This window comes from Proteiniclasticum ruminis, from assembly GCF_900115135.1.
Classification (GTDB): Bacteria; Bacillota; Clostridia; order Clostridiales; family Clostridiaceae; genus Proteiniclasticum; species Proteiniclasticum ruminis_A.
In genome coordinates this window covers 170,201-183,084 of the sequence record NZ_FOVK01000005.1, presented here as the reverse complement: position 1 = coordinate 183,084, position 12,884 = coordinate 170,201, and the positions used below count along the sequence as shown (strand labels likewise).

The window sequence follows — 12,884 nt, the reverse complement described above, 5'->3', positions numbered from 1 at the left end:
TCCTTTTTGAAAGGAGATTACATGCATAGAGACAGACTGTTTTCTCATCATCCTTATGTAGGGGGGTTATATTTTTTGGGAGTCTTAGGCTTTGGCATGTTTTATACAAAGCCTATGTTCCTTCTTTTGTCTGGAGGTCTGTCCACGCTCTACTACAGATCATTAAAGGGAGACCAGGCGTGGAAACGTATTTCAGGTCTTCTTCTGGCAGCCCTGGTGATTTCTCTTGTGAATCCGTTTTTTTCAGAATTTGGTGAGAGGGTTCTATTCACTTACCTTGGCGGCAGAAAGTATACGGCGGAAGCACTGGTTTATGGGCTTTTTACCGGAGGCCTCTTCTACACGATGATGATGTGGTTTGGCAGTTATCATCTCTTTATGACCAGTGATCGCTATGCGTATCTCTTTCGAAACATGGCCCCTTCCATGTCCCTTCTGCTGGTGATGATCGAAAGGCTCCTGCCACTTCTTCATAAGAAGTACAAAGCCATGGAGACTGCCCGCAGCGTCATGGGGAGGGAGAAGAAGGAAGAAACCCTCCTGGAAAAGATACGGGAAAGGGCAGTGCTCTTCAGCGCTCTTCTTGGATGGACCCTAGAAGGATCCATCAGCACAGCAGATTCCATGATCAGCAGGGGATATGGACTGCCTGGACGAAGGAGTTTTTCATTGTATACGCTGAAGAAGGAAGACTGGATTCTCCTGATCTATATGGCCTTTCTTATTCTGATGCTGATGCTCGCTCTTTTTCTTGGAGACCAAGGAGGAGGAAGAACAGCCTTTATAGAAGATATGGGACCCTTTTTCCGTTCTATGCTTACGCCAGGAGTCTATGGGCTCTTTCTGGCTACCCCACTCATTTTAAACCTGTTGGAGGAGATCAAATGGTTCATTTTGAAATCAGAAATTTAAGTTTTGCCTATCCCGAGACCAAGAAGAAGATCCTGAAGGACCTTCAGGTGACCATCCGGAAAGGGGAATTTGTTACTCTTTGTGGGAGAAGCGGCAGTGGAAAAACCACCCTTCTCCGTCACTTGAAAAGCGTTTTGAGTCCCGTGGGAAAAAGAGAGGGGCAGGTGCTTTATAAAGGAAGAGATTTGGAAAAATGGGATCTTTCAAATCAGGCAGGTGAAATCGGATTTGTCCTGCAAAACCCGGATCATCAGCTTGTCACAGACAAAGTGTGGCATGAACTGGCCTTTGGTCTGGAGAGCCTAGGCATGGAGGAGAACGCCATGAGAGGACGGGTGGCGGAGATGGCAAACTACTTTGGCATCCATCACTGGTTCCACAAAAAAGTGACAGATCTTTCAGGAGGAGAAAAACAGCTTCTTAATCTTGCCTCCATCATGGCCATGCAGCCGGAGGTCCTCATTTTAGATGAACCGACTTCACAGCTGGACCCCATTGCAGCGGCAGACTTCATCGATACCCTCCGGAAGATCAATGAAGACTTAGGCACCACCGTGATTCTTTCAGAGCATCGTCTGGAACAGCTTTTTGCCCTTTCAGACCGGATTCTTGTGATGGAGGAGGGGGCACTCATCGCCGATGATAACCCGAAGCGTGTGGGGAAAAAGATCCAAAAGACCCATCCGGAGATCTTCACCTCCTTCCCAACCCCCATGCAGATCTTTGAAGACCTGGAGGAAGAAGGCGACAGCCCGCTGACAGTGAAAGAAGGAAGACAGTGGCTTTTAAAGAAAGCCGATGGAATCCATGAAGAAAAACACTTGGTTGCGCCTTCTTATGAGGAGGCTCCAGAGGCACTAAGACTGAAGGAAGTGTGGTTCCGTTATGAGAAAGACAGTGCCGATGTGCTTAAAGGACTCAGCCTAAGCGTTCCGGAGAGAAGCCTATTTGCCGTCATGGGCGGAAACGGCTCTGGAAAAACAACCATGCTGAAGATTCTCAGCGGGGTAAAACGGCCCTACAGAGGGAAAGTGGAGATTGGCGGAAAACGCATTGAAAAATACAAAGGGGGTGCACTCTATGAGCATACCCTGGCTTTTCTGCCCCAGGATCCCCAGACCCTTTTTGTCCGGAAAACCGTGGAGGAAGACCTCTTGGAAATACTGCCCAAGAACATGGGGGAAGAGGAAAAAAGAAGGCGCATCGAAGACTTGGCAAGAAAAACTGAAATCACGGATCTTCTTTCTGCCCATCCTTACGATCTGTCTGGAGGAGAACAGCAACGGGCAGCCCTTTGTAAACTTCTCCTTACAGAGCCAAAGCTGCTGCTTCTGGATGAACCCACCAAAGGCATTGACACCTATTTCAAAAAGAAGCTTGCATCCATTTTACGAAGACTGATGGTAGAAGGCATGACTGTTCTTCTGGTATCCCACGATGTGGAGTTTTGTGCAAGCTATGCAGACCACGTTGCCTTCTTTTTCGACGGGCAGATTCTCACCCAGAATACGCCCCGGAACTTCTTTTCTGCCCATGCCTACTATACCACCACAGCACACCGGATGAGCCGGGGCATCTTTCAGCAGGCCATCACCAAAGAGGATGTGCTGGACCTTTTAAGAAGTGCCCCTTTGGAAGGAGGAGTAAAAATATGAGAAAAAGTACATGGAGTAAAAGAACAAAGCTGTCCTTCGTCCTTATTCTTCTGGCCATGCCCCTGGTGATCTATATGGGGATGAACCTTGCAGACCGCAAGTATTACGTGGTCAGCGTGCTTCTCATTGGCCTTTCCATGTTTCCCTTCCTGTACAGATTTGAAAAGAGAAAACCCCAGGCGCGAGAACTGCTGATCCTCTCTGTGCTATCGGCCATGGCCGTGATCAGCAGGACCGTCTTCATCTTTGTGCCCTTTTTTAAGCCCATGGCGGCAGTCGTCATCATCACGGGCATTTCCTTTGGACCGGAGGCCGGCTTCCTATGTGGGGTCCTCAGCAGCTTTGTCTCTAACTTCATTTTTGGACAGGGACCCTGGACGCCCTATCAGATGTTTGCCTTTGGGATGGCGGGATTTCTTTCCGGATTCTTCTATAGGACAGGACTTTTAAAGAGAGATCGAAGCTCCCTGGCCATTCATGGTGCATTTACTATACTTCTGGTGGTGGGGCCTCTTTTGGATCTCTCCGCACTCTTTACCTCCGTTTCTTCCATCACCTGGAAAAATGCTGGAATTTTTATCCTATCAGGCGTTACGGTGAACACCATCCATGCCTTGGCCACGGCGGTGTTTCTATTCCTTCTTTCCGGGCCGATCTTTGAGAAGATTGATCGGATGAAGCTGAAATATGGCCTTCTTGAGGAGACAAACCATGAGATTTGATGCGTATCACCCGATGATCAGTGCACTGTATTTTCTATTTCTCCTTTCCTTTGTAATGTTCATAGAGCATCCGGTGTATCTTGTGATTTCCTTTCTGACCGGCCTTATTTATGCCACAAAGCTGAAAGGAAAAAGTGCGCTTCTTTTTGGCTTGCTGCTTCTTCCTGGCGTAGGGGTTTATGCCTATTATTATTCTAGATACAACCATTTTGGCGTGACGAATCTGAGAGAAACAGCCATTGGTAATATGATCACCTTGGAGTCCATCCTCTATGGAGGCCTGCGTGGGCTGAAAGCGTCTAGTCTCCTTTTATGGCTTCTTTGTGTCCACGAGATTTTCACCACGGACAAAATCGTCTATCTTCTTGGAAGAATCAGTCCAAAGCTCTCCCTTTACTTCGCCATTTTGTTACGCACCGCACCGAAAACCGTCACCACAGCCCACCGCATCCAAAGCGGACAGGAGGCCATGGGCAGAGGAATTCGCCAAGGAAACTTCTACAAGAGGGTACGGAATCTTCTTCGGGTGGGATCCATACTGCTTACCTTTATGACTGAAAGCTTTGTGGAAACAGCAGATTCCATGAGAAGTAGAGGTTATGGCCTCAGGGGAAGAACCGCATTCTCTCTGTACCGGTTTGACAACCGCGACCGGGCAGTGGTGGTCACTCTTTTCCTAGGAGGCACCCTCCTGGGAAGTGCCTGTCTTCTGGATCAGATGGTTGCACTCTATGACCCTGAGATCATCCTCAATCCCATCACGGGGGTCAGTGTTCTTTTTTATGTCATCTACACATTTTTAGCACTCCTTCCCATGCTTCTTCAGTGTTTGGGAGAGTGGTCCTTTGAGAAGAACCGCAAGATGCTTCCGGAGAGAGGATAAGAAAAGGCTTTCTGTTTTTTATCGCTTTCTCATATCAATTTTATCGTCACTTGGAGTTTTTAAAAGGATGCACCTATGTGAGGCAGTCGCCTCATCTTGAAGGCATCCTTTCTCTTTTCTTAGGATGTATGACGGAAGATTCTCCAAGATGTGAAAGGGAGAAGGAAAATCAAAAATGATTCCGATGCACTCGTCAAGAACACAGGAGCCCGATATAATAAAGGAAAGGAGATTTTTACTATCCATACGATAGAAGTCATTTTATGAAAAGATGATATTGAATGAAACTTTATGAAAGAAGGGAAGAAAGCATGAAACCGAAAGCATACCTGGAAACAATAGATGATCTTGAGGCATGGGGAAAGCAACTGGAAGGAAAGACCAAAGAAGAACTGATTGAGTTCATCCTCATTAAAGCCATGGGAGACCCGAAGTTTCAAAGAGAAGTCTATTATCGGCTGTTTCCTGAAGTGATGAGTACGGAAGAGTATCTCTCGGGGTATCTCTCCTACATGGAAGAAGAAAGAGGGGAGGAGAATCCTTCTCTGGATGACATGATCTATTTTACGGAAGATCTTCTGGAAAAGGCAGAGGATGAGATGAGCTTACTTCTTCAGGTGAAAGTCTACACCTCTATCATCCGGGCGCTGAATGATGCTCTGGAAGATGGGATAGAAAGAGACCAGAAGCAAGAGGATCTCATCATAACCCTCATGGATGAATGTCTTACTTTCATGGAAGAAGTGATGGAAGAAAAAACAGACGATATGAGTGTGGAAGAGATTCTAGAAGTAAGGGACGCCCTGGTTTCCATGGAAAGGAAGTATAAGCCCGTGGATGGGGAAAACCGCATAGAAGAAGCCTTGCAGATTCTTACCGACCTCACCATAGAGAGAACAAAGATCAATGAGAAAGAGGGCTATATAAGAGGGGCGGCGTACTACGCAGGTGTAGATGAAAGGACTCTTCAGCATGATGCTGAAGAAAGAGCGAAGAGAAAAAAAGAAAAAGCACGAAAGAAAGAAGTAAGTGACTACGTCATCGCCCTCTGCAATCTCTATGGCATGGTCCATAAAAAGAAAGTGGTGGACATCTATAATATGCAAAACACCGAAAAGATTACGCTAAAAGAGGTGGAAAGCATTCAGGAAAAACTGCCTAAGGAAATAGAGGAGGCCTGGATCGATGTGCATCAAGGATACTTTGTTTCAATGTCCATCTTAGAGCATCGGGAGTTTCTCTACTACATCCGGGAAAAGGGATCAAAGCCCTACTATATTCCAGAGAAACAAGAACTTCTGAACTATGTGAGCGGCCTGTATTTTGAAAAAACCAAGGAGTATCATCAGTTTGTGCTGACGCTGAAGAAGGATTTTGGGGTGGATCAGGAGAGAGCGGAGGATATGGCTCATGAGGTGGTGGCCGATTGCCAGGTGGATTACGGCATGGATCAGATACTAGAACACCTGGAGGAGATGGGCCTGGTCTTCGAAGAAGAAAAAGAAATTCAGAAGATGGTGAAGCTCATCATAAACCTAAAGAACAATACCAGAATCTGGGAGAATAATGGATATACCCCTGAAGAACTGTTCCATTTGGAAGAAAAAGACAGGCTGAAGCCAGCCCCTTTACTGTCCACCGCCTATCTGCCAACAGACAGAAACATAGGAAAGAAGAAATAAGAAAGAAATGGAGCATAGAACTCTTGAGTTTGAGGAGTTCTAAGAACAAAAAAATAGAAAAGAGACCAGCCAAATCATGTGAAGAGTCCATCATAGCAGCCTATGGTGGTCTTTTTTTGTCTGAAAAAAGAAGAGAAGAAATCAAGAATTACCATTCAAGGCGTAAAAATAGCATTTCACGCCATGGAGATTCATAACCCTTTACCGGATGCTATAGTAAGCAGAGTAAGGAATCATCTTCGCCATAGGTGATATGTTAAAACTTTATCCCAAAAGGTGATACTTGTTAAATCAATGCTATATCGAAGGAAGGATGAACATGAAAAAAAGAGAAAAAACAAAAAAGCAGATGATCTCTCTGGGGTTATCTGTCATGGTCCTCACCTCTTATTTGCCCCTCACCCATGCAGCGGAAGCTCAGGAGGTTACATCACAAAAAGAATCTAAAACCCTCATGAATGCTTCTCTTCTGGATGCAGGCGTAGAAGGAGTCGGCACCGGTGGGACAGGACCTAGAAGCCTCTCAAATGCAATGGGAGATGTTTTCTTAGGCAATGATTTCATTGAAATTGGTATTTCAAGGGCAGGGTCTTATGGGACAAGTTGGGATGCTCCAATCAGTGGGACGAAATACTTTCATCCAGATGCTGATTGGAGTTCTAGAATCGGTTTGCGATCTGATGGAGATGGTTGGGAAAAAGGAAATGCACCAACCACAAGAGACTTTTTTCTACCAGGAACCATAGATGAGGGATTCATGGTGGGATGGGCTGGAAGCAAAGAAGGAGAGACGACCTTGAAATCCAGCGTTTCTACCATCGGTGCTGGCGGTGTCATGGGATATGCTCCAGTCTATTCCCTAGATAAGAGCACATTGTCTCACCTTCAGGCTGAAAATAAAGGAATCATCGCAGGTGCGCTGGAATACACGCAAAATATCATCTTTGGACAAGAGGACAAACGGTTCACCACAGTGATCACCATGAAGAACACCACAGGAGAAACCCTCAATAATGCCAGCTATATCAGGAAGTTTGATCCGGATCAGAATCCTTTAAGCCATGAAACAGACAATTACTTCTTTAAAGACGGTACAGGAGGCATCTGGGCCGTTGCATCCTCCTCCCGGATCGACGCCCCAAGTCCTGTAGCGCCAGACGAGCATAAGGCGGTCCTTCAGCAGGTGGAGAACCCCTTCATTTTCTACACCAGCGACCATCGGGCTCAGGTCATCAGCTGCGGAGTTGGTACATACACCTACTCAGAAATTATGTATCGCGGAGAAGATTTGTATGGAAGACATGAGTATAACGATGTAGGAATGGGACTGGAGTTTATTTTCTCTGAGATTAAACCCGGTGAAACCGTCACCTTCAGCTATGAGTCTTCTCTGGACCCGGACATCGAAAGTGCTCAGGAAGCCATTGAAAACCTGGCGGTGTTCATCTCTAAGCAGCCTGTCTCCAGAACCTATGCCGTAGGCCAGGTGGAGGGAAAACTCGTGGTTCAGGGAAATGCCGTGGTGGATGGAGAAGTTTCAGAAAGCGGTTCTCTTTCCTACCAGTGGTACCAGAATGAAGAGAACTCCTTAGAGGGAGCAACTCTGATTCCAGGGGCTACAGAGAACAGTTATGATCTGCCAAAGGATCTCCCTATAGGAACAGAAATCTACTATTTCTGTAGAGTCACGGCGGAAAAAGACGGTGTCCTTGCAAAAGTTGATTCCGGCATTGCTAAAATCAGCGTGGTGGCAGAAGATACCAGCATCCATGAAGTGAGATTTATAGAAAACACCACAAATCTCGTTCGTAATATGCCTGGAAAGCAGACCGTGAAAAATGAAGACCAGCCCATGAAACCACTGGATCCTGCCAGTGAAGGACTGGAATTCATGGGATGGTATACAGAAAGCACCGGTGGAGACCTCTTTGATTTTACAAAAGGGATCACAAGTCCCACCGCAGTCTTTGCCCAGTGGCTTCCCGTGGACACGATAAAACCGGAGATCACAGAAGTTACAGGAAACCCTGAAACCTGGATGAATAAGAATGCCCTCATCACATTCAAAGCCACAGACAACAGAGGCATTGAAAAAGTGACGCTATCTAAAGATGGAGAAGATGAAGTTACATTAAGCAGTGAGACATCAGAGTATTCCTTTACAGCAGAAGAAAACGGAAGGTATGTCATAACCGTGACAGATGTCAAAGGAAATGCAGCGACGAAAGAAATCATTGTCAGCAAGATTGATAAAATAGGACCTGTTATAGAAAGCATGGTAAGAACTCCCGCGAACTGGACCAATGGAACTGTGCAGGTCATGGTCTTCGCAAAGGATGCGGAAAGTGGACTGTCTCCTCTGGCCTACAGCTTTGATGGAGGAATAACCTATCAAGCAGAACCCAGTAAGACCCTTAACGTAAATGATAGATTAGGGATCAGGGTAAAGGATGCTTCCGGAAATGAATCCAGTGTAGTATCCATCAGCGTGGACAACATTGATAAAAAAGCACCGGTGATTTTAGACGCCACAGGAAACCTTACGGGGTGGACAAAAGAGGTGCTTCTTAGCGTCAGCGCAGAAGACAAAGAAAGCGGTCTGTCTCCCATGGCATACAGTTTTGATGGCGGAAAAACCTGGAAGAATACAAACGAGAAAACCGTCACTGAAAATGGAAAAGTGGAGATTCTGGTGAAGGATCTTGCCGGAAATCTTTCTTTACTCAAAACCGTTGACATTCAGAACATAGACGATCAAGCACCTAGTATCAGTGGAATCAAGAAAACCCCTGACACCTGGACAAAAGATCAGGTTCTTGTGGAAGTCAGCGCAGAAGATGAAGAAAGCGGTCTTGCAGCGGACGCCTACAGCTTTGACGGAGGAAAAACCTGGCAAAAAGAAGCCGCAAAATCTGTATCCGTAAACGAAGTGCTTGAAATTCAAGTGAAGGACCAGATGGGAAATATCTCGGAGATGCAAAGAGTGGCTGTGGAAAACATCGACAAAACAAAACCTGAGATTTTAACAGTGAGCGGAAATCCCACAGCATGGACAAAAGAGGAAGTGCTCCTTACCGTCAATGCACAAGACATGGAAAGCGGACTTGCGGTAGAAGCTTACAGCTTCGATGGCGGAAAAACCTTCCAGAAAGAAAACTATAAGCTCTTCAGTAAAAATGAAGCCGTAGAAATCCTGGTCAAAGATCTTGTAGGAAACCTCTCAGAGGTAAAGGTCACAGAAATCACAAAGATCGATCAGGCGAAGCCTGTGGTGGTGGGTGCCCTTCTAAAACCAGAAACCTGGACCAACGGATCTGTGACCATAGAAGTCACAGGAAGCGATACAGGAAGTGGCCTTGCAGTAGAAGCCTACAGCTTCAATGGCGGAAAAACCTGGCAGAAGGAAAACGAGAAAATCTTCACTGAAAATGGAAAAGTGGAGATCCTGGTGAAAGACATGGCAGGAAATGTCTCCTTGCTCAAAATCGTCGACATCAAAAACTTGGATCATAAAGCACCTGTTGTCAGTGAAATCAAGAAGGCCCCTGACACCTGGACAAAAGACCAGGTTCTTGTGGAAGTCAAGGCAGAAGATGAAGAAAGCGGCCTTGCGGCGGACGCCTACAGCTTCGACGGAGGAAGAACCTGGCAGAAAGAAGCCATAAAATCTGTATCCGTAAACGAAGTCCTTGAAATTCAAGTGAAGGATCAGGTGGGAAATATCACGGAGATTCAAATAGTGGCTGTGGAAAACATCGATAAAACAAAGCCTGAGATTCTAGAGGTGACCGGAAATCCCACAGCATGGACAAAAGAAGAAGTACTCCTTACCGTCAATGCAGAAGACAAGGAAAGCGGCCTTGCGGTAGAAGCCTACAGCTTCGACGGAGGAAAAACCTTCCAGAAAGAAAACTATAAAACCTTCAGTAAGAATGCAGCCGTAGAAGTCGTGGTGAAAGATCTTGCTGGAAATCTCTCAGAGGTGAACATCACGGAGATCACAAAGATCGATCAGGCGAAGCCTGTGGTGGTGGGTGCCCTTCTAAAACCAGAAACCTGGACCAACGGAACTGTGACCATAGAAGTCATAGGAAACGATACAGGAAGTGGCCTTGCGGTAGAAGCATACAGCTTCGATGGCGGAAAAACCTGGCAGAAAGAAAACGAGAAAACCTTCACTGAAAATGAGAAAGTGGAAATCCTGGTGAAAGACCTGGCTGGGAATATTTCAGAAGTGTACCATACTGAGGTGAAAAGCATTGACAAAGTAGCCCCCACTGGGACCATCATCCTTCAGGAGACTCCATGGAAGAGCATGCTGAGAGTACTCACATTGAACCTGCTCTTTAAGGACAACCTGGAAGTGAAGGTAGAAGCAGAAGATGAGCTAAGTGGCGTGGAAAAGGTAGAGGTATATCGTGCATTCAAGAAGCTCACAGAGGAAGAACTTAAAGACGTATCCTGGAGCGATTATACCGGGGCCATTTCTGTGAAGGCTGCAGACAAGGATCAGTTCATCTATTATGCAAAGATCACCGATGAAGCCGGAAACAGCGTGGTGATCCACTCCGAAGAGGCCGTATTTGACACACAGGCTCCAGTCATTCTACATCTAAAAGATGGGGGAGAGTACTACACATCCCAAAGGCTCATGGTCACCGATGATCATTTAGGTGAAATCCGCGTCAATGGAGAAGTGGTGCAGAGTGGGACAGTTCTTGAAGGAAATAAAGAGGCTGTCTATAAGATCGAGGCCATGGATGAAGCTGGAAACATCACGGTCTATGAGATCCTCATGAAGCCTGTGACAGCACTGACAGAAGAGACAGAGAACCTCAAGAAGGACACCGTGAAGAAAGAGGATGAAAAAACCATCAAAGAAGCCTTGGAAGACCTTTCCGCTTTAGATCTCACTGATGCAACAGCGGAAGAAAAGAAGCAGGTGGAAGATCAGATAGAAAATCTTCAGGAACTTCTTCTTGAGATCGAGAAGATTAAGGCAGAAAACAAACTTCCAGAAACAGGAAGCAGAAAAGATGCTCCTCTATGGATGGGACTTGCTGCCATAGCCCTGGGTGGATTCGTGCTCTCTGAAGCCGATAAGAAAAGACAGAAAGCAGAAAGACAAGAATAAAGAAAAAGCAGCGACAAGACAGCACTGGAACATAGAGACTCTGTTCCGGTGCTGTTTTTCTTTTCTATCTCCTATAGGCAATTATGCGGTAGTTATAACTGCACGAGTATTGTGAATAACTGCAGAAACTGTAGAGGAATCATAAAAACAGAAGAAGTATAGGAGAGAAAATAAGAGGTTCATCTAACTTGAAAGTAATATTATTCTTTACTAATTGCAACTATTTGAGTTAAAACTCTTGAATATATATCTATAAATTAAAAAATGGGGTATATTTTAATTAAGGATATTATTTGGGGTGATATTAATGAAAAAATACAAAACTTTAAGAGTAATGAAATATGAAAGTGTTGAAAAAGCCAGAATGGAATACGAAAAGAGAATTAATGATTATTGTACGTATAAGACCGGGGTGGAGATAAACCCAATGCTAAGAGGTTTAAGGCAATCTAAATCCTATGAAGTATTTGTCGTAAATAATATTGAGCTGGATATGATGCAGGAAACAATAGAAGAGAATGCAGCTATAATTAATAATATGCTTAGAAAGGTTCCTGCTGTTGGCAGAAAGCAATATTTTCACACTGTGTTGATTGAAGAAATTCAAAGCACAAATGAAATAGAAGGAGTGAGAAGTACAAGAAAAGAAATAGATGATGCAATAGTCTCAATACAAAACAATGATACAAAAAATGAAAGATTTACAGGCATTGTAAAATCATATCAGTCACTATTTTATGATCAATTTTCACCTATAAAAGATGTTAAGGAAATCAGATTTATTTATGATCAGATGGTAGAAGATGAAATTGATCAAGAAAACAAGCTGGATGGTGAATTATTTAGGGCTGGACCAGTAGTGATTCAAGGGGATAAAAATCAAGTACTACATCGTGGAGATTCTCATGAGTCTAGTATCATAGAAAATTTAGGATTGTTTCTTGACCTCATGAACTCTGAAAGCTATCCATATTTAATAAAAATTATGATAGGTCATTATTTTTTTGAATACATACACCCTTTCTATGATGGAAACGGTAGAGTTGGCAGATATATTGCTTGTAAGTATTTGGCACAAAAATTAGATCCTTTGACTGCTATTAGTTTCTCTTTCATGATTAGCAGTAAAAAAAACAAATACTACGAAGCTTTTGCAGAAACATCTGATCCCAATAATTATGGAGAAGCTACTATGTTCGTTTTTCAAATGCTTAAGATTGTAAGAGAAGGGCAGAAGCGCCTCATTGAAGATCTAGCTAAGAAAATTCAGTTATTGAATAAAGCAAAATATGTACTAGGTGAGCTTAATATAAATAAAGATGATAAAGGCGTTCTCTATTTACTGTTTCAATCGTGGTCATTTGAAAAACCAATTTTTGATATGCAAATTAGTAAACAATTGAAGATATCAGATTATAGAACCAGAAAATCCTTGGCAAATCTGATAGAACTGAATTACATTGAAAAAATAAGTAAAAGGCCATCCAGACACAGGATAACAAAAGAAACCCAACAGAGAATAGTGGATGCTCCTACAGAATGAAGACCCGGATGATACATCAAACTTTTTCATAACATGATTTTCTGATTTTAAACTACTGTTATTGTTTTCATGCCACTTTACAGGCAGAAACATACCGATAATTCATTAGTTTTAAGGATAAGTCATACAAAAGTTCTAATAGCTTCATCAGATCACTCGAAAGGGTGGTCTTTTCTATTACACTTGTAATCCCATGACCTTATATTGCCATTTATAGACTGAGACCTCCATGAGATCTCTGCATTTCAGGAATCATGAGCATTGTAAGTAGGAATACTGATGATTCGTTCAGAAATAATCACCAATAAAAGCAAAAATGATAAGAATTTCTGAAAACTAAAATGAAAAATAAA

General features: G+C 44.0%; 7 protein-coding genes. All 7 read left to right on the top strand.

Annotated features, from left to right (window positions below):
• The first annotated feature begins 21 nt into the window (after window positions 1–21).
• The gene (locus BM243_RS09350; protein ID WP_074912105.1) at window positions 22–912 is read left to right on the top strand and encodes an energy-coupling factor transporter transmembrane component T; all 891 of its coding nucleotides are present in this window, start codon (window positions 22–24) and stop codon (window positions 910–912) included.
• Complete coding sequence (locus tag BM243_RS09345; RefSeq protein ID WP_074912104.1) at window positions 885–2,567, top strand: ABC transporter ATP-binding protein; 1,683 nt, start codon at window positions 885–887, stop codon at window positions 2,565–2,567. The genes BM243_RS09350 and BM243_RS09345 overlap by 28 nt, the downstream gene beginning before the upstream one ends.
• A complete protein-coding gene (locus BM243_RS09340) occupies window positions 2,564–3,289 on the top strand; it encodes an ECF transporter S component (RefSeq protein ID WP_074912103.1) in 726 nt (241 codons plus the stop codon). Before BM243_RS09345 ends, BM243_RS09340 begins: the two co-directional genes overlap by 4 nt.
• On the top strand, window positions 3,279–4,172 hold the full coding sequence (locus tag BM243_RS09335) for an energy-coupling factor transporter transmembrane component T (RefSeq protein ID WP_074912102.1): 894 nt from the start codon (window positions 3,279–3,281) through the stop codon (window positions 4,170–4,172). The genes BM243_RS09340 and BM243_RS09335 overlap by 11 nt, the downstream gene beginning before the upstream one ends.
• A gap of 311 nt (window positions 4,173–4,483) precedes the next feature.
• Window positions 4,484–5,854 carry a hypothetical protein gene (locus BM243_RS09330; protein ID WP_143093566.1) on the top strand — a complete coding sequence of 457 codons (1,371 nt, stop codon included), beginning with the start codon at window positions 4,484–4,486 and terminating at the stop codon, window positions 5,852–5,854.
• A 319-nt stretch (window positions 5,855–6,173) separates the two neighbouring features.
• Window positions 6,174–10,988 (top strand): InlB B-repeat-containing protein, encoded by a 4,815-nt coding sequence (locus BM243_RS09325; RefSeq protein ID WP_074912100.1) that lies wholly within the window; start codon window positions 6,174–6,176, stop codon window positions 10,986–10,988.
• Window positions 10,989–11,295: 307 nt separating this feature from the next.
• Window positions 11,296–12,531 carry a Fic family protein gene (locus tag BM243_RS09320; protein ID WP_074912099.1) on the top strand — a complete coding sequence of 412 codons (1,236 nt, stop codon included), beginning with the start codon at window positions 11,296–11,298 and terminating at the stop codon, window positions 12,529–12,531.
• The last annotated feature ends 353 nt before the right edge of the window (window positions 12,532–12,884 follow it).

Bases quoted from the DNA above. Each gene is read 5' to 3' on its own strand.
- BM243_RS09350 (WP_074912105.1), top strand. From the start codon at position 22: ATGCATAGAGACAGACTGTTTTCTCATCATCCTTATGTAGGGGGGTTA.
- BM243_RS09330 (WP_143093566.1), top strand. From the start codon at position 4,484: ATGAAACCGAAAGCATACCTGGAAACAATAGATGATCTTGAGGCATGG.
- BM243_RS09345 (WP_074912104.1), top strand. From the start codon at position 885: ATGGTTCATTTTGAAATCAGAAATTTAAGTTTTGCCTATCCCGAGACC.
- BM243_RS09340 (WP_074912103.1), top strand. From the start codon at position 2,564: ATGAGAAAAAGTACATGGAGTAAAAGAACAAAGCTGTCCTTCGTCCTT.
- BM243_RS09335 (WP_074912102.1), top strand. From the start codon at position 3,279: ATGAGATTTGATGCGTATCACCCGATGATCAGTGCACTGTATTTTCTA.
- BM243_RS09325 (WP_074912100.1), top strand. From the start codon at position 6,174: ATGAAAAAAAGAGAAAAAACAAAAAAGCAGATGATCTCTCTGGGGTTA.
- BM243_RS09320 (WP_074912099.1), top strand. From the start codon at position 11,296: ATGAAAAAATACAAAACTTTAAGAGTAATGAAATATGAAAGTGTTGAA.